Genomic DNA, 17853 nt, shown 5'->3' with positions numbered 1-17853 from the left:
AAAATTGAGTAAACTTACCCATTACCTTTACATTGAGGTGGGTAAGCTTTCTTAATGAAAATCACATGATTTTGATCCCTTCCCAATATCGGTGCCAGGCTAAATCAGAGATTCGGGCCTTTTTGCAGCCTTCGGATAAATTCCTTCGATGTCAGGTTGCTCAATGATGAATGAGGCCGCCGTTGCTGGTTATATTCTTGCCGCCAGCACTCGATCTTCTTCTGAACATCTTCCAGTGACAAGAACCAGTGCACATTCAGACCAGACATTCATCACAAAGGCTGCCGTTAAATGACTCGACCAGTGCATTCTCTGTGGGCTTTCCAGGCCGTGAGAAGTCCATCGTCACCTTATTTTCATACTCCCATCGGTCAAGAGATTTGGAGATAAATTCGCTGCCATTGTCCGTCTGCAACCTGAGAGGGACACGGCGCTTCATCTGCTTCAGACGCTCCATAACGGTCACCACATCCTCACCATATAACCCCTGTCCAACATGGATCGCCAGACATTTACGACTAAAATTATCGACTATAGTCAGCGCCCGGATTCGGCGGCCGCTGAACAGATTATTAGCAACAAACTCCATGCTCCAGCACTGATCTACTGCGTGCGCTAACTTCCGGACGGACGCGCCGATGTCTGGCAGTGACATGTCGGCGAGGCCGTTTTGTCCGCAGATTCAGCCCTTCCAGACAGTAAATCCGGTGGATTTTCTTATGATTTATTAACCAACCTTCCCGTCGTAAAAGCATATGAATGCGCTGGCAACCGTAGCGAACTCGCGCTGCTGCAATATCTCTTATCCCCTTAGCCAGGGGCCTATCATCACGGCAGCTACAATAGTTATATAACGTACGGCTCTGCATCATCATGACGACAGCCACGGCACAGACCAATGCGGTAGGCATCGAGCACGCTTCCCCTTTCTGGACAGGCCTCAGAACTTTTTTCGAATGACATCCTGGAGCACTTCCTTGTCTAGACTGAGGTCTGCCGCCAGACGACTGAGCCTCTAATTTTCATCCTCCAGCTGTCGACGACGCGAGCCTGTCACGCCCATCCCGCCAAATTTTTTCTTCCAGTTGTAAAAAGTGGCTTCAGAAATACCCATCTCTCTGCACACTTCTTCCACCCGGGTGCCGATTTCGGCCTGTTTCAGCTCAAAAGCGATCTGTTCTTCGGTATAACGGGTCTTTTTCATGGCGGAATTGCCTCTTTGTTCGATAAAAGAAAGACCACATACTGCAGTTTAGACCGAGACTGATTACAGGGATGAGATCAAGAGGTATGTGGGTGTTGCAGTATCTTCAAATCGCGAATTATTCCTTGATAATTCCTTTACTGTTCGGCGTGATTTATGATGGCTATTATACCGTGCAGGATATAAATTCAGCGGTTTGGCGCGAGGTAAATTTGGAAAATGTGAGGGGGATTCAGTAAATATAGTTATGTGCTGTAACGTCATGTTTTTGCTGATTGCGGGTTGATTGGTCTGAGTTTTGCGAGCATCATCGCAATTATTTACCTTCTTCCGTAACGCGATGGCTACCAGTAAAACTCTCGAACGGGCAATTGCCGACATCACCATCTGGCGAAAAGGCGAACAACACGCGCCTCATAAGCCATTGTTGCTTCTGTACGTCCTGGCTAGCTATCAGCAGGGGCATGCGCGACTATTTGATTATGGTATCGAAGTCCACGAGCAACTACTGAGCCTGTTAGCACGCTTTGGCCCGCAAAGGAAGGTGCATTACCCGAATATGCCTTTCTGGCGGCTTAAGGGGGATGGATTTTGGGAGCTTCAGAATACTGAGTTCTGTTCGACCACTGGCAGCAAACAACCATCTGCTAAAGAACTTGTGGAACATAACATCGCCGGTGGGTTTGATGAAGAACACTTTTCACTGTTGAGTAAGAACAGAAATCTGATCGGCTCGCTGGCACAACAGATCCTTGAAGCGCATTTTCCTGAAAGCATTCAGGAGGAGATCGCGGGTGAGATGGGTTTTGATATTCAGCAGATACGTAAGGTTCGCGATCCGCTGTTCCGCCAGCAGGTGCTACGGGCGTATAACTACGAATGTGCGATCTGCGGGTTCAATATGCGACACGATAACGCCTATGTTGGACTCGAAGCCGCGCATATCAAATGGAAGCAGTTTGGTGGACCGTGTGAGATCCCGAACGGGCTGGCTCTGTGTGCAATTCATCATAAAGCGTTTGATAAGGGATCAATTGGGCTTGATGAGAGTATGCGGGTGTTAGTCTCAGGGGCTGTTAATGGGAGTGGAATTGTTGGGCGGTTATTCTGGGAATTTGCAGGGAAGAAGATCGCGTTGCCGATGCTGAAAGGGAACTATCCAAAGGAGAGATATGTTGAATGGCATAGAAAAGAAGTTTTTCGTTCTTAAATTTGGCAACGATAAAACAAACAGAATATACAAAAGTCATTAACGAATTAGTCTCGAAAAATTTATTACGCCCAGCACAACAAGGATATAAAATGTCGACATTTGATAGTACAAAACTGCCTTTGAAGGATCTGTTAAAGGATATTGTTGAGGGGAAAATTCAGCTTCCTGATTTTCAACGCGGATGGGTATGGGATGATGAACATGTTCGTAGCCTGTTAGTAAGCCTCGGCCGTTCATTTCCTGTCGGTGCCGTAATGCTTCTTGAAACGGGTGGCGAAGTACGTTTTCAGGTTCGCCCGGTTGAAAATGTCTCTCCAGTTAGTCTTCCTGCCCCTGAAAAATTAATACTGGACGGTCAGCAACGTCTGACAACACTAACCCAGGTACTTAAGCTCTCGGGTCCGGTAAAAACAACGACCGATAAAGGTAAACCGATAGATCGTCATTACTATATCCATATCCCTACTGCGCTCGAAGGTGCAGACCGACTAGACGATGCAATTATCGCAACGGATGGTAGCCGCCAGATCCGCAGCGATTTTGGCCGCAAGATTGAACTTGATCTCTCAGACAGAAAACGTGAGTGCCGACAGCTCTATTTTCCTTGTTCCGAAATCCTCGAAGCGATGGCCTGGCTGCAAGATCTTTACACCCACAATTCCGAAGCAGTACAGCTCTTCTTCGAATTCAAGTCGAGGGTTCTGGATGCTTATAATGATTACCAAATCCCTCTGATTGTCCTGAAAAAAGACACGTCAAAAGAAGCCGTTTGCCTTGTCTTTGAAAAAGTGAATACCGGTGGTGTACCTTTGTCTGTGTTTGAGCTTGTAACGGCCAGTTATGCTGCTGATGGCTATAACCTTAGGGATGACTGGTACGGTAGTGATATCCGCAAAGTAGATTCTCGCAAGCAGCGTCTTTCAATAGAGCCAATCCTTAAAGGGGTTGAAAATACAGACTTCCTTCAAGCTGTAACGATGCTCCATACGCTGGAAAAACGTAAAGCCGATCTTGCGGCGGGTAAGACTGGAAAGCAGGTTTCACCAGTTAGTGCCAAAAGGGCTTCAGTTCTTGAGCTGCCTTTAACTGCTTACCAGAACTGGGCCGAAGCAGTTGAGAAAGGGTTTAAATGTGCTGCAAAATTCTTGCGTCAGGAATGCTTTAGCTCCCAGCGCGATTTACCATACCGCACCCAAATTGCACCTCTTGCTGCAGTAATGACCATTATTTGTAGCAAAGATGATGAACGCTGGAGAGAACCGCAGATTCATCAGAAACTCGCTCGCTGGTTCTGGTGTGGAGTGTTAGGTGAACTCTATGGCGGAGCCGTTGAAACCCGTATTGCTAACGATGTCGAGGAACTCCTTTCATGGATTGAAGTTGGTGGAGACCTGCCCAGAACAATCAATGATGCTAATTTCCAGATTGATCGTTTGGGGTCTCTCACTTCCCGTTTGAGTGCGGCGTATAAAGGTATTAATGTGCTTGTTCTGAGAGACGGTGCTCATGACTTGTTCTGGAAATCCCAGATTCGTAATCTTGAAGCAGATGAAGTTGCTTTGGATATCCACCATATATTTCCGAAAGACTGGTGCGAAAAACAAGGTATCCCTCGTCGTCAGTACGATTCGATCATCAATAAAACACCAATTTCTTATAAGGCCAACAGAATGATTGGTGGCTCAGCGCCATCTGCATATTTGGCAGCGCTCCAGTCACATTCCCAGGTTCAGCTGAATGATGATGCAATGGATACGCTGTTACGTAGCCATCACATGCCAGCGAGCGCTCTACGTCACGATAACTTTGAAGAGTTCTATGAGCAGCGACAAAAGGAATTACTGAGTTTAATTGAAAGAGCGATGGGAAAATCACTCAATTCTTAATACTGTTACGCTTCTGTGCGAGGAAAATACCCGCACAGAAGTGTAGTGGTCAAGTAATACCGGCCACGGTTTTACAGTAAAAACGATATCTGTTCTCTGATTCTTACGGCGTCAACCCTCCGTTGTAATGGTAAGACCTGACGCTGTTGTAGTAATTCAGGATATAACCGCTGATTTGACGCCGGGCCTCATCACTCCCTGCGTAAAAATTCGCCGGCACCCATTCTGTTTTCAGACTACGGAAGAAGCGTTCCATTGGGCTGTTATCCCAGAAGTTCCTTCGTCGACTGACGCTTTGCTTTATCCTGTAACGCCAGATAACTTTTTGATATTTCAGACCTATATACTGGCTTACTTGATCACTATGGAACATGACCTCCCGGGGTTGGCCACGTATCTCATAGGCCATCCGTAGGGCACTACTTACCAACGCTGTATCGGCATTCGCTGACAGACTCCAGCCGATAATTCGGTGGGCAAAAAGATCCATGACAACCGCCAGATAGCACCAGCGATGTCCTGTCCAGATATACGTAATATCTCCGTACCATACCCGGTCTGGCTCCGGCACAGCGAACTGACGCTCGAGTAAATTCGGCAGGCATATATGTTCCTGACGGGCATTTTTATACTTCAGCTGTGCACATTCCAGCCGGAACTCAGGGGTGAAAGTACGCTCAGTTTTCTTGTTCATTAAGTCACCTGTTTTGTGTTGAGGTGAGAATATCACCTTTAATCAGGTGGCCAAAATTACTATGCTACTACAATATACATACATAGCAATGGTGCTAAATCAATAAGCAAGAAATAACAATCCTAAACGCAAGGAAAATAAATTCCACTATCACGACAAATACATCTTGCTTTAGGATAAAAGATAAATCAGCATTAAATACCATACGGGTCCATTGATTTATTCTAATTACTCCCGGAACATTAAGATGAAAAGGCAGGTCAGCCTTTATAGAACCAAAAAATGTGGGTACGATTAACGATATAGCTGTATTTTTATCAACAAGTGATATTTAAAACGATTCATCTGTACTGAAACGGTATAACTCGCTATGCTGTCTTGGTTGGCGTGAGTGTTCATATTACGTGTTTAAGGAGTATAAGAATGTCATCGATTTCTGGGATTGATATTGTTACAGGGTTGCTCATCCCCGTAGTTCTGTATTTGATAAAAAAACTTATTGACTGGACAGGAAAAATCGTTGGTAACCCACGACCTAAACGAAAATATCAGTTTGATAGAATTCCTGCGGATAAGAAAGTAGAGATTTTTTCGAAAATTGATGCATTAAAGGAAAAAGCAACAACACCGCATGTTCTTATTCAGATGAAACTTTTATATGAACAACTGGGAATGTATTTGCCTGTGTGGCATTGTCACCAGCTGGTTTCCTGTATGGCGACTGAAAATGTTAGCTCACTGGATGTACGCCTACGAGGTTTTCTGAAAAATACTATTATCGGTCACTATCCTGAGAAAGGATTCAGCGTTAATACCAAGATTGTCCGCAGATCTTACTTGATATCTGCCTTGTTCGGGATATTTGCAGTTGCCACGTTTATTTATGCAGGATGGGATACCGTCTCTACTTTCTGGAAAAGCAAAGAGACAGGTTTTTTTATCTTATTTTTATTAATTTATGCATCCGCTATTATTACTGTTATAGGTTATATAATTTCCCAGATTGAAGATATCTACCTGGCATCTAAATTTGGGAATTTATTTGAGACTTGGCTCAGGAACAATCCACCGTGTAACAATGTGACTCCTGATACTCCTGCAGCAACGCCAACTGAGGAGCAAGAAACATGCAAAGGCCCCCAAGAAGAGTCTCTCGCGAGTTAACATGATTTATTAACGGGAGTGGACTGACCCCGCCCCGGTAGACGATCCTGCCCTATAGTTTGAGCATAGGAGGAGCGTATGGGCACACCACGATTTACACCCGAATTTAAGGAAGAAGCCGTCCGTCAGATAACGGAACGCGGTTATTCCGTCGCCGAAGTATCTGACCGTCTGGGCGTCTCTGCACACAGCCTCTACAAGTGGCTACGGGCTATCAAACCTGATAACAGCGAGCAGCATGCCCGGGATTTACTGGAAGCGAAAAGCGAGATCCTGAAACTCCGGGCGCAGCTAAAACGTACCGAAGAAGAACGGGATATCCTGAAAAAGGCCGCGCGGTACTTTGCAAGGGAGCCCGACTGAAGTGTAAGCATCCCGGTAAAACGGACCATTCACTTTTAGAGATCTTCCGACATACTGATTATGTCCCCTGAGGAGATCGTCATGCATAAAGCCCGATTCACCGAGCACCAGATCATTACCGTTCTGAAGTCTGTCGAAGCTGGACGTACCGTTAAGGATGTTTGCCGCGAAGCGGGAATATCCGAAGCTTCCTATTACAACTGGAAAGCAAAGTATGGCGGGATGGAAGCTTCTGATATCAAAAAGATGAAGGATCTGGAGGACGAAAACCGGCGGCTAAAGCAGATGTTTGCTGATCTCAGCCTTGAATGTCGGGCCCTGAAAGACGTTATCGAAAAAAAGCTTTAAAGCCAGCGATAAAGCGGGAGCTCGTCAGTTATCTGGTGGCACAATTTGCCATGAGTATCCGCCAGGCATGCAGCACATTATCGCTGAGCAGTCTGAACCGTACCGGGTTTCTTGGAGACTAAACTCTCAATGAAAGGAGACCCAAAATGAAATCACAATCCGCCAAACGCTATCCTCCAGACTTTTCAATACACGAGCACTATGCGATGCGGACCATTTCTGATTACTGGCATGCCAGTCTCGGGCGACTACTTCAAACGTTATCGCTTCCTGCTCTTGTTCTACCTTAACGGCTTTCTTGTTCTCACTTGGATCGACACCGTTAGCCAACAGCTTACGGGCTTCATCCCGGCACGCCCTGGCATCTGCTAGCGAGACTTCGGGGTATTTACCAAGCGCCAGCATCTTCTCTTTGCCGCCAAAGCGATAACAAAGCCGCCAATATTTGGAGCCGTTCGGGTGAACCAACAAAACCATGCCTTCACCGTCAGTAAGTTTATAGGCTTTTGCTTCAGGCTTAGCCGAACGAACTTTCACATCACTCAGAGCCATGATGAGTATCCTTTCAAGGGTTCTGTGTGGGTACAAACATTATCGAACCGGAATATACCCGCAGTTGTACCCGCATCAGTAAGTTGATGTAGATTGAATCAGGTTGACTTAGGTTGAATGAAAAAGCGAGGAAAGCCTTGCGGATACTGGATTACAGGCACAAAAAAAGACGTCCGTTGACGTCTATTGATGTTCCGATGGTGCCGAAGGCCGGACTCGAACCGGCACGTATCTCTACGGTTGATTTTGAATCAACTGCGTCTACCGATTTCGCCACTTCGGCACTGAAGTAGTATGCGGAAAACGGGTGAATTATACCTTCCCGCGACCAGCACGCAACACTTATCCGTTGTTCAATGAGTTAAGTGTCGAAAAAACCGCCGCAACGCGCGTTTGCCCGCCCCGTCTTCCCGCTGCGCGCACTTCCCAACCACGTTGATGGTGAGCATCAGGCTATTGCAGAGAGCATCGGGGGCTCCGTCACCACGCTCACGTAATACCGTCCGAATTCAGGCTGCAGTGTCGTTGCACAGAAGAATGATGGCTCATGTGCCGAACTCCCTCCCTCCCACTAGCCAGAACCGCTCGCCCAACTAGCGAAACAGGTTCAGGAACCCGCCACGCGGAAGGTAGCACCTGCCTCCCCCATCACCACTGCCTCACCCAGCGCCTATCAAAAACAAAATAATCCCCAGCCGCAATGACAACACTACAAATAATTGCACATTAATGTGTCAGCCAATAAAGAATGAGGTTGCGCAACATTCCAGGAACAATATTTTTTCATTGCTGAATATCAGGTGGAGAATAAAAAATGGAAATTTAGGCTACCAAACGATAGAGGTTATTCACGTTGGATGGGCTTTATCTGAAATCACCAGAAAATAGCGTACATACATAACAAAATGGCTAGTTAATGCCTAAAAACCAGCTGAGATCGCTTGCCTCTGCGGAGTTAATAGCTTTAAGATGGTGCAAGAAAATTTTCCCTGGTGTTGGCCAATATTGGCAACCTGGCCCTACGCGGTCAGGTTTTTTTTTGTATTTTTTATCAAAACATTACCGGGAAAGTGTATCGCCTCAAGGGGCAAGAAACTAGTTAGACTAAAGTACAGTTCCTTACTAGACCTTTATAAGTTCAGTGCGGTGATTATTTCATATTGCAGATTTCGGGGCCGCCGATACGCTATTGCGGCCTTCACGTTAATCGCCACGGCGCCAAATCAATACCGGTTAACGCTCGCCATTTCCCGAATCGAAAGCCGCTATTCGCTAGCCGATACTTTTTACCTCTATACGCCTCCCGACTTATTTAGCTTTGCGCTGCCGCCAGCGCAGTATTCCACGGGGCGCTGGCAGCCTTATCCATCCACCGGTTTAATCAGCCGCAGCTCCATCCCCAGGCGCACGGCATGTCGGGCATTCGTGACCCCCAACTTTTTGACGACGTTGGACATATGAAACTTGATGGTGCCGGTCTTTATGCCCAGGATCATCGCCGTTTCCTGGTAGGTTTTACCCACGCTGGCCCAATAGAGGATCTCGTTTTCCCTGTCGGTAAAGCGGGCGTTTCTCTCCAGGGCTGCGGCGTTTTTTGCTGTCAGTGGGGACAGCGCCAGATAGGACTCATGGATTGAGGCCAGCAATACCGAAATATCACCTTTACGATCGGTGAGCGCCTGAATGGCTTCCGTTTTCTGTTCCGCATTGAAGGCAAAGGAAAGCGTGACGAGGTTGTCGTTGTAATCGTGCAGCACGAAGGTATAGCCGTGCGTCACGCCAAACTCGCGGGCCTGTTCGAACAGTTCGGGAAAGTGCAGCCCTGCGTCGGCCATGATTTGCTCGTCCCAGGCGAACGGGGTCAGGCGGTTGCGGGCGGTAAGCACTACCGGATCAATGTACTGCAACCCCTGCTCTTGATACTTTTTTACCCATTCACTCGGGTAGTTGGTGACGCCAAAGATGCAGGCAATGTCTTTTTTGGATAACACCACATACGCCCACAGGAGATCGCCCAACTCTCCTAATGCCGCTTCCAGGCGCTTGCCGATGATATTGCTGAGATTATATTCGTCTTCCATTGGCTGCCTGCTCCCTCTCTCTACCTGCCGCTGAAGTGACTATAACACGACAAAAACCGCAGGCGGGGGCATGCCGCACCAACAAAAAAGGCGCGGCCCTGCGGCCACGCCTTTCTTCACCACCGCTCGCCCCGCTACTTGCGTTTGAGCAGCATATACACGCTGATCAGCAGGAACAGCATGCTCGGCAGCAGCGCGCCCAGCACCGGCGGCATGCTGTATACCATGCTCAGCGGGCCGAAGATCTGATCCAACACGTAGAACAGGAAGCCGAAGCTGATGCCGGTCACCACGCGGATGCCCATCGGCACGCTGCGCAGCGGGCCGAAGATGAACGACAGCGCCATCAACATCATCACCGCCACCGACAGCGGCGAGAAGATTTTGCTCCACATATTGAGCTGGTAACGGTTGGATTCCTGGCCGCTCTGCTTCAGGTACTTCACGTAGTTGTGCAGCCCGCTGATGGAGAGCGAATCCGGATCCAGCGCCACCACGCCCAGCTTGTCCGGGGTCAGGTTGGTTTTCCATTCGCCGGTCAGCGTCTGGGTGCCGGTCACCTGTTTCGGGTTGGTCAGATCCGAGGTGTCCACCTGCGAAAGCTGCCACAGGCCGTTCTCGAAGCTGGCGGTGGCGGCATAGCGCACCGTCTCCAGGCGACGCTGGTCGTTGAAGTGGTAGATGTTCACGCCGGAGAGTTCTTTATCGCCGGAGACGCGCTCGATGTAGATGAAGTCGTTGCCGTCCTTCGCCCACAGCCCGCTCTTGGTGGAGAGCAGCGAGCCGCCGTACATCTGCTGGGCGCGGTAGTTGCGTGCCATCTGCTCGCCCTGCGGTGCCACCCACTCGCCGATCGCCATGGTCAGCAGCACCAGCGGAATGGCGGTTTTCATCACCGAGCCGGCGATCTGCAGGCGGGTGAAGCCGGAAGCCTGCATCACCACCAGTTCGCTGCGCGTCGCCAGTTGGCCCAGGCCGAGCAGCGCGCCGAGCAGCGCCGCCATCGGGAAGAAGATCTCGATGTCTTTCGGCACGCTCAACAGGGTGTACATGCCGGCGCTCAGCGCGGTGTATTCGCCCTGGCCCACCTTGCGCAGCTGATCGACAAACTTGATGATGCCGGACAGCGACACCAGCATGAACAGCGTCATGATGATGGTGTTGAAAATCGTTTTACCGATATACCGGTCTAATACGCCAAACATCAGGCCGCTCCTCTCAGGCGTGCGCGCAGCTTGCGCATCGGCACGGTATCCCACAGGTTCAGCGCCAGCGCGATCGCGAAGTAAACGCCGTTAACCAGCCACAGCCACAGCATCGGATCCAGCTTGCCCTTGCCGGCGTTGGAGCGCAGCGAGGTCTGCAGCAGGAAGAAGATCAGATACAGCAGGATGGCCGGCAGCATGCTCAGCACGCGGCCCTGGCGCGGGTTCACCACGCTGAGCGGCACCACCAGCAGCGCCATCAGCGCCACCGAGACCACCAGCGTCAGGCGCCAGTGCAGCTCGGCGCGCGCGTCCGGATCGTCGGACTCCCACAGCGTCTGCATCGACATCTGTTCGGATTCGGTGTTGTCCGCCGCCACGGTGCGGTGGCCAATCACCGCCTTGTAGTCGGTGAAGTCGGTAATGCGGAAGTCGCGCAGCAGCGCGGTGCCTTCAAAGCGGGTGCCCTTGTCGAGCGTCACCACCTGCGAGCCGTCTTTCTGCTGCACGATGTTGCCGTGCTCGGCCACCACCACCGACGGGCGTTGGTTGCCGTTCGGCCGCAGCTGCGCCAGGAACACGTCGTTGAAGGTGCTGCCCTTCACGTTGCCGATAAACAGCACCGCGTTGCCGTCCTGCGAGGGTTTGAACTGCCCTTCCGCCAGCCCGGCGATGCTCGGGTTGGCCTTGGCTTCGTTCACCACCACGTCCTGATAGCGCGAGGCCCAAGGGCCGGCCCAAAATACATTCACCGCCGCAACCGCAGAGGTAAGCAGCGCCAGGATCATGGCGGCGATAATCAGGGTGCGTTTGCCCAGCCCGCAGGCGTGCATGACGGTGATTTCGCTCTCGGTATACAACCGGCCAAGCGTCATCAGCAAGCCGAGAAACAGGCTCAAAGGCAGGATGAGCTGCGCCATTTTCGGCACGCCCAACGCGAGCAGAGAGAGAACTAAGTTTGTCGGGATATTGCCGTCCACCGCGTCGCCCAACACCCTGACCAAATTCTGACAAAAGAAGATCAGAAGCAGGATGAACAGGATGGCGATTTGGCTCTTGAGCGTTTCCCGTACCAGATATCTTATGATGATCACGCTTATTACGCCTGTGAAAACTTGTCTTTTTGCAGGAAAATCGATAATTTCATCGTTAATCCGCCATTTATTCTCATCATATGGCAACCTTCACAGCTAAAATAGTATTACAACATCAAGCCGTTTGGGTGTCCTATAGGAACTTGCTTATAGTCGCCAAAACAGAGCAATTTATGCCGTTCAGGTTAACATAATCCGTTAACTCAAATGGCAGGAGATCGTTACGGAGTCGGTTATTCTAGCCGTAGCGTCCGCCTTTGTCTTTAAGATTCAGGAGAGTGCATGGAGTTCAGTGTAAAAAGCGGTAGCCCGGAAAAACAGCGCAGTGCCTGTATTGTAGTCGGCGTTTTCGAACCGCGCCGCCTGTCCCCTATCGCAGAACAACTCGACAAAATCAGTGATGGTTATATCAGCGCATTGCTGCGCCGTGGCGAACTGGAAGGCAAGGTCGGGCAGACGCTGCTACTGCACCATGTGCCCAACATTCTCTCCGAGCGCATCCTGCTGATCGGCTGCGGCAAAGAGCGCGAGCTCGATGAGCGCCAATACAAGCAGGTGATCCAGAAAACCATCAATACCCTCAACGACACCGGCTCGATGGAAGCGGTCTGCTTCCTGACCGAGCTGCACGTGAAAGGCCGCAACACCTACTGGAAAGTGCGTCAGGCGGTAGAAACCGCCAAAGAGACGCTCTACACCTTCGATCAGCTGAAAAGCAACAAGGTGGAGCCGCGTCGTCCGCTGCGCAAAATGGTGTTCAACGTGCCGACCCGCCGTGAGCTCACCAGCGGCGAGCGCGCTATCCAGCACGGCCTGGCGGTGGCTTCCGGCATCAAGGCGGCCAAAGATCTCGGCAACATGCCGCCGAACATCTGTAACGCCGGCTACCTGGCCTCGCAGGCCCGTCAGCTGGCGGACGCCTTCAGCACCAACATCACCACCCGCGTCATCGGCGAACAGCAGATGAAAGAGCTGGGCATGAACGCCTATCTGGCGGTCGGTGCCGGTTCGCAGAACGAATCATTGATGTCGGTGATGGAATATAAGGGCAACCCAAATCCGGACGCTAAGCCGATCGTGCTGGTAGGCAAAGGGCTGACCTTCGACTCCGGCGGCATCTCGATCAAACCGGCCGACGGCATGGACGAGATGAAATACGACATGTGCGGCGCGGCGACCGTGTACGGCGTGATGCGCGTGGTGGCGGAGCTGAACCTGCCGCTGAACGTGATCGGTGTGCTGGCCGGTTGTGAAAACATGCCGGGCGGCCGGGCGTATCGTCCGGGCGACGTGCTGACCACCATGTCCGGCCAAACCGTCGAGGTACTCAACACCGACGCCGAAGGCCGTCTGGTGCTGTGCGATACCCTGACCTACGTCGAGCGCTTCGAGCCGGAGCTGGTGATCGACATCGCCACCCTGACCGGCGCCTGCGTGATCGCCTTGGGCCATCACATCACCGGCCTGATGTCGAACCACAACCCGCTGGCGCACGAGCTGCTGGGCGCTTCCGAGCAGGCCGGCGACCGCGCCTGGCGCCTGCCGATGGCCGACGAGTACTACGAGCAGTTGGACTCCAACTTCGCCGACATGGCGAACATCGGTGGCCGCCCTGGCGGCGCCATCACCGCTGCCTGCTTCCTGTCGCGCTTCACCCGCAAGTACACCTGGGCGCACCTGGATATCGCCGGCACCGCCTGGCGTTCCGGTAAAGCCAAGGGCGCTACCGGCCGCCCGGTAGCGCTGCTGTCGCAGTTCCTATTGAACCGTGCAGGTCTGAACGGCGACGATTAAATCTGAGCGGTAATTCAGGTATAATCCCAAGGGGCACAGCATGCTGTGCCCCTACATTTTTTTATCGGCAGCGGTGGATCCTTAATGAAACAGGCGACGTTTTATTTGCTCGACAACGCGGAACCGTCAGGCGCGCTCAGCGCCCATGAGGCCGTGGCCTGCGCCGTTGCCGCCGAACGCTGGCGTTCCGGCAAGCGGGTGCTGATCGCCTGCGAGAGTCAGGAGCAGGCCCAGCGGCTGGACGAAGCGCTGTGGCAGCGTGAGCCGCATGAATTCGTGCCGCACAACCTGGCCGGCGAAGGGCCGCACTACGGCGCGCCGGTGGAACTGTGCTGGCCCGGCAAGCGCGGCAACGCCCCGCGCGATCTGCTGATCGCCCTGCTGCCGCAGTTTGCCGATTTTGCTACCGCTTTCCATGAAGTGGTAGACTTCGTTCCTTACGAAGACACTCTGAAACAGTTGGCGCGCGACCGTTACAAGGCCTATCGCAGCGTCGGCTTCCATTTGACCACGGCTACGCCGCCAACTCACTGAATACGATAAAGAATGGAAAAGACAAACAGTCAGCTCGACACCGCATACGACCCAAAACAGATCGAACAGAAGCTGTACGATCACTGGGAGAATCAGGGTTACTTCAAGCCGAACGGCGACACCAGCCAGGAAAGCTTCTGCATCATGATCCCGCCGCCGAACGTCACCGGCAGCCTGCACATGGGCCACGCGTTCCAGCAGACCATCATGGACACCATGATTCGCTATCAGCGCATGCAGGGTAAAAACACCCTGTGGCAGGCGGGCACCGACCACGCCGGCATCGCCACCCAGATGGTGGTGGAGCGCAAGATCGCCGCGGAAGAAGGCAAAACCCGCCACGACTACGGCCGTGACGCGTTCATCGACAAGATCTGGCAGTGGAAGGCGGAATCCGGCGGCACTATTACCCGTCAGATGCGCCGTCTGGGCAACTCCGTGGACTGGGAGCGCGAGCGCTTCACCATGGACGAAGGCCTGTCGAACGCGGTGCGCGAAGTGTTTGTCCGTCTGCACAAAGAAGACCTGATCTACCGCGGCAAGCGCTTGGTGAACTGGGATCCGAAGCTGCGCACCGCCATCTCCGATCTGGAAGTGGAAAACCGCGAGTCCAAAGGTTCCATGTGGCACCTGCGCTACCCGCTGGCCGACGGCGCGAAAACCGCCGAGGGCAAAGACTACCTGGTGGTCGCCACTACCCGTCCGGAAACCGTGCTGGGCGATACCGGCGTGGCGGTCAACCCGGAAGATCCGCGCTATAAAGATCTGATCGGCAAAGAGATCATTCTGCCGCTGGTCGGCCGCCGCATCCGCATCGTCGGCGACGAACACGCCGATATGGAAAAAGGCACCGGCTGCGTGAAGATCACCCCGGCGCACGATTTCAACGACTACGAAGTCGGCAAACGCCACGGCCTGCCGATGATCAACATTCTGACCTTCGACGGCGACATCCGTCAGGAAGCGGAAGTGTTCAACACCCTGGGCGAAGTCTGCACCGACTACTGCAACGAGATCCCGGCCGAGTTCCGTGGCCTGGAGCGCTTCGCGGCGCGTAAAGCGGTAGTGGCCGCCTTCGACCAGCTGGGCCTGCTGGACGAGATCAAACCGCACGACCTGACGGTGCCTTACGGCGATCGCGGCGGCGTGGTGATCGAGCCGATGCTGACCGACCAATGGTACGTGCGCACCGCGCCGCTGGCCAAAGTGGCGGTGGAAGCGGTCGAACAGGGCGAAATCCAGTTCGTGCCGAAGCAGTACGAAAACATGTACTTCAGCTGGATGCGCGACATTCAGGACTGGTGCATCTCGCGTCAGCTGTGGTGGGGCCACCGCATCCCGGCCTGGTACGACGTGAACGGCAAAGTCTACGTGGGCCGCAGCGAAGAAGAAGTGCGCAGCGAGAACAACCTGGGCGCCGACGTGGTGCTGACCCAGGACGAAGACGTGCTGGACACCTGGTTCTCGTCCGGCCTGTGGACCTTCTCCACCCTGGGCTGGCCGGAGCAGACCGAGGCGCTGAAAACCTTCCACCCGACCAGCGTGATGGTCAGCGGCTTCGACATCATCTTCTTCTGGATCGCGCGCATGATCATGCTGACCATGCACTTCATCAAGGATGAAAACGGCAAGCCGCAGGTGCCGTTCAAGACCGTCTACATGACTGGCCTGATCCGCGACGATGAAGGCCAGAAGATGTCCAAGTCGAAAGGCAACGTGATCGATCCGCTGGATATGGTCGACGGCATCTCGCTGGAAGATCTGCTGGAAAAACGCACCGGCAACATGATGCAGCCGCAGCTGGCGGAAAAGATCCGCAAGCGCACCGAGAAGCAGTTCCCGAACGGCATCGAGCCGCACGGCACCGACGCCCTGCGCTTCACCCTGGCGGCGCTGGCCTCGACCGGCCGCGACATCAACTGGGACATGAAGCGCCTGGAAGGCTACCGCAACTTCTGTAACAAGCTGTGGAACGCCAGCCGCTTCGTGCTGATGAACACCGAAGCGCACGACTGCGGCTTCAACGGCGGCGAGAAAGTGCTGTCGCTGGCGGATCGCTGGATCCTGGCCGAATTCAACCGCACGGTGAAAGCCTACCGCGAAGCGCTGGATACCTACCGCTTCGATCTGGCGGCCAACATCCTGTACGAATTCACCTGGAACCAGTTCTGCGACTGGTATCTGGAGCTGACCAAGCCGGTGGTGAGCAACGGCAGCGAAGCGGAACAGCGCGGCACCCGCCACACGCTGATCACCGTGCTGGAAGCGCTGCTGCGCCTGGCGCACCCGATCATTCCGTTCATCACCGAAACCATCTGGCAGCGCGTGAAGCCGCTGACCGGCACGACTGCAGACACCATCATGCTGCAGCCGTTCCCGGCCTACGACGCCGCGCTGGAAGACGAGCAGGCGCTGAACGATCTGGAGTGGATCAAGCAAACCATCATCGCCGTGCGCAACATCCGCGCCGAGATGAACATCGCGCCAAGCAAAGCGCTCGACGTGCTGCTGCGCAACTGCAGCGCCGACGCCCAGCGCCGCGTGCAGGAGAACCAAAGCTTTATCGCCCGTCTGGCGCGCCTGGAATCCATCGCGCTGCTGCCGGCCGGTGAGAAAGGCCCGGTCTCCGTCACCAAGCTGGTGGACGGCGCCGAGCTGCTGATCCCGATGGCCGGTTTCATCGACAAGGATGCCGAGATCGCGCGTCTGGCGAAAGAGATGGGCAAGCTGGATGCGGAAATCGCTTCGATCGAAGGCAAGCTGGCGAACGAAGGCTTCGTGGCGCGCGCGCCGGAAGCGGTAGTTGCCAAAGAGCGCGATCGTCTGGCGGCCTGCAAAGAAGGCAAAGTGAAGCTGCAGGAACAGCAGGCGACCATCGCCGCGCTGTAATCCACCGGCTCACGCCAACGCCTGAAAAACAGCGGGGTCTTCCCCGCTGTTTTTTTATCGCCGTTGCATCCGGGCCGGGTTAGATGTTATTACAAGATATTACTGCCGCAAGGACGCCGCCGGGAAATAACCCCGGCGCGTTTCGCGCTGCGATAAAAATGAAAAACGAACGTGGTCTCTTTCAATGGCGAGTGTAAACATGACAACAGCAACCCCGGCGCGCCTGCTGGTGCGCCCCATCACGGCGGAAGACAATCCCGCCATTGCTCACGTCATTCGCGAAGTCTCCGCCGAGCACGGCCTGACGGCGGATAAAGGCTATACCGTCTCCGATCCCAACCTGGATGCCCTGTATCAGCTCTACAGCCTGCCGCGCAGCGCTTACTGGGTGATCGAGGTGGACGGCCAGGTCGCCGGCGGCGGCGGCATCGCGCCGCTGCAGGGTGGCGCAGACGATATTTGCGAATTGCAGAAGATGTATTTCCTGCCGGTGTTGCGCGGCAAGGGATTGGCGAAACGTCTGGCGCTGCAGGCGCTGGATTTCGCCCGCCAGCACGGCTTCCGCTGTTGTTACCTCGAGACCACCGCCAGCCTGACGCAGGCCGTCGCGCTGTACGAACACCTGGGCTTCGAACACATCGACCACGCGATGGGTGCCACCGGCCACGTCGATTGCGAAGTCACCATGCTGAAAACGCTGTAATCCTTCCGCTTCTCCATCAGGGCGCAGCTTGCTGCGCCTTTTTTATTAATATCGCAATCAATCAGTAAAACTCGCTATAACTCAGTTTTTCAAGCAGATAAACTGACGTTAAAAACCACGATGTAAATT

General features: G+C 53.3%; 11 protein-coding genes, 1 tRNA gene and 4 pseudogenes. 9 read left to right on the top strand and 7 right to left on the bottom strand.

Annotated elements, in window-relative coordinates:
- Positions 1–104: 104 nt before the first annotated feature.
- Positions 105–1204: pseudogene (locus ATE40_RS24530) on the bottom strand (IS3 family transposase).
- A 340-nt stretch (positions 1205–1544) separates the two neighbouring features.
- Between ATE40_RS24530 and ATE40_RS23210 the strand changes: the two are divergent.
- Both ATE40_RS23210 and ATE40_RS23205 read left to right on the top strand, forming a co-directional pair.
- Positions 1545–2414: a phosphorothioated DNA-binding restriction endonuclease gene (locus ATE40_RS23210; RefSeq protein ID WP_063918061.1), complete on the top strand. Its 870-nt coding sequence runs from the start codon at positions 1545–1547 to the stop codon at positions 2412–2414.
- Positions 2415–2506: 92 nt separating this feature from the next.
- Positions 2507–4303 (top strand): DUF262 domain-containing protein, encoded by a 1797-nt coding sequence (locus ATE40_RS23205; protein WP_063918060.1) that lies wholly within the window; start codon positions 2507–2509, stop codon positions 4301–4303.
- Positions 4304–4406: 103 nt separating this feature from the next.
- On the opposite strand, the gene ATE40_RS23200 is transcribed toward ATE40_RS23205, so the two are convergent.
- Entirely contained in the window at positions 4407–4997 is a 591-nt protein-coding gene (locus ATE40_RS23200; RefSeq protein ID WP_063918059.1) for an IS3 family transposase, read from the bottom strand.
- Positions 4998–5420: 423 nt separating this feature from the next.
- On the opposite strand from ATE40_RS23200, the gene ATE40_RS23195 reads away from it, so the two are divergent.
- The 3 genes and pseudogenes from ATE40_RS23195 to ATE40_RS23185 all read left to right on the top strand — a co-directional run.
- Positions 5421–6161: a hypothetical protein gene (locus ATE40_RS23195; protein WP_063918058.1), complete on the top strand. Its 741-nt coding sequence runs from the start codon at positions 5421–5423 to the stop codon at positions 6159–6161.
- A gap of 78 nt (positions 6162–6239) precedes the next feature.
- A pseudogene (locus ATE40_RS23190) lies at positions 6240–6526 on the top strand (transposase); the annotation flags it as partial.
- A gap of 79 nt (positions 6527–6605) precedes the next feature.
- Positions 6606–6961: pseudogene (locus ATE40_RS23185) on the top strand (transposase); the annotation flags it as partial.
- Positions 6962–7025: 64 nt separating this feature from the next.
- Here ATE40_RS23185 and ATE40_RS23180 read toward each other — a convergent pair.
- The 5 genes and pseudogenes from ATE40_RS23180 to lptF form a co-directional block, all read right to left on the bottom strand.
- Positions 7026–7424 (bottom strand): annotated as a pseudogene (locus ATE40_RS23180) (Arm DNA-binding domain-containing protein); the annotation flags it as partial.
- A gap of 198 nt (positions 7425–7622) precedes the next feature.
- A tRNA-Leu gene (locus ATE40_RS23175) sits at positions 7623–7707 on the bottom strand.
- Between the two features lie 1078 nt (positions 7708–8785).
- A complete protein-coding gene (locus ATE40_RS23170) occupies positions 8786–9505 on the bottom strand; it encodes an autoinducer binding domain-containing protein (RefSeq protein WP_063918056.1) in 720 nt (239 codons plus the stop codon).
- Positions 9506–9639: 134 nt separating this feature from the next.
- Positions 9640–10710: an LPS export ABC transporter permease LptG gene (gene lptG / locus ATE40_RS23165; protein ID WP_019453290.1), complete on the bottom strand. Its 1071-nt coding sequence runs from the start codon at positions 10708–10710 to the stop codon at positions 9640–9642.
- Positions 10710–11804 (bottom strand): LPS export ABC transporter permease LptF, encoded by a 1095-nt coding sequence (lptF, locus tag ATE40_RS23160; protein WP_019453291.1) that lies wholly within the window; start codon positions 11802–11804, stop codon positions 10710–10712. The genes lptG and lptF overlap by 1 nt, the downstream gene beginning before the upstream one ends.
- 282 nt (positions 11805–12086) lie before the next feature.
- Between lptF and pepA the strand changes: the two genes are divergently transcribed.
- From pepA to ATE40_RS23140, 4 genes are all read left to right on the top strand, one after another.
- Positions 12087–13598 carry a leucyl aminopeptidase gene (gene pepA, locus ATE40_RS23155; protein WP_004933352.1) on the top strand — a complete coding sequence of 504 codons (1512 nt, stop codon included), beginning with the start codon at positions 12087–12089 and terminating at the stop codon, positions 13596–13598.
- Between the two features lie 84 nt (positions 13599–13682).
- The gene (locus ATE40_RS23150) at positions 13683–14132 is read left to right on the top strand and encodes a DNA polymerase III subunit chi (protein ID WP_016929275.1); all 450 of its coding nucleotides are present in this window, start codon (positions 13683–13685) and stop codon (positions 14130–14132) included.
- A 12-nt stretch (positions 14133–14144) separates the two neighbouring features.
- On the top strand, positions 14145–17021 hold the full coding sequence (locus ATE40_RS23145; protein WP_063918055.1) for a valine--tRNA ligase: 2877 nt from the start codon (positions 14145–14147) through the stop codon (positions 17019–17021).
- A gap of 199 nt (positions 17022–17220) precedes the next feature.
- Positions 17221–17724: a GNAT family N-acetyltransferase gene (locus ATE40_RS23140; RefSeq protein WP_004933360.1), complete on the top strand. Its 504-nt coding sequence runs from the start codon at positions 17221–17223 to the stop codon at positions 17722–17724.
- The last annotated feature ends 129 nt before the right edge of the window (positions 17725–17853 follow it).

The sequence above is a fragment of the Serratia surfactantfaciens genome, assembly GCF_001642805.2.
In the GTDB taxonomy this organism is placed as follows: domain Bacteria; phylum Pseudomonadota; class Gammaproteobacteria; order Enterobacterales; family Enterobacteriaceae; genus Serratia; species Serratia surfactantfaciens.
The sequence above is the reverse complement of the archived record's forward strand: the minus strand, read 5'-3'. Positions and strand labels throughout refer to the sequence as shown.

Coding starts and splice junctions, on each gene's coding strand:
- ATE40_RS23195 (WP_063918058.1), top strand. CDS start 5,421: ATGTCATCGATTTCTGGGATTGATATTGTTACAGGGTTGCTCATCCCC.
- ATE40_RS23145 (WP_063918055.1), top strand. CDS start 14,145: ATGGAAAAGACAAACAGTCAGCTCGACACCGCATACGACCCAAAACAG.
- ATE40_RS23140 (WP_004933360.1), top strand. CDS start 17,221: ATGACAACAGCAACCCCGGCGCGCCTGCTGGTGCGCCCCATCACGGCG.
- lptG (WP_019453290.1), bottom strand. CDS start 10,710: ATGTTTGGCGTATTAGACCGGTATATCGGTAAAACGATTTTCAACACC.
- ATE40_RS23200 (WP_063918059.1), bottom strand. CDS start 4,997: ATGAACAAGAAAACTGAGCGTACTTTCACCCCTGAGTTCCGGCTGGAA.
- ATE40_RS23210 (WP_063918061.1), top strand. CDS start 1,545: ATGGCTACCAGTAAAACTCTCGAACGGGCAATTGCCGACATCACCATC.
- ATE40_RS23170 (WP_063918056.1), bottom strand. CDS start 9,505: ATGGAAGACGAATATAATCTCAGCAATATCATCGGCAAGCGCCTGGAA.
- ATE40_RS23150 (WP_016929275.1), top strand. CDS start 13,683: ATGAAACAGGCGACGTTTTATTTGCTCGACAACGCGGAACCGTCAGGC.
- ATE40_RS23205 (WP_063918060.1), top strand. CDS start 2,507: ATGTCGACATTTGATAGTACAAAACTGCCTTTGAAGGATCTGTTAAAG.
- pepA (WP_004933352.1), top strand. CDS start 12,087: ATGGAGTTCAGTGTAAAAAGCGGTAGCCCGGAAAAACAGCGCAGTGCC.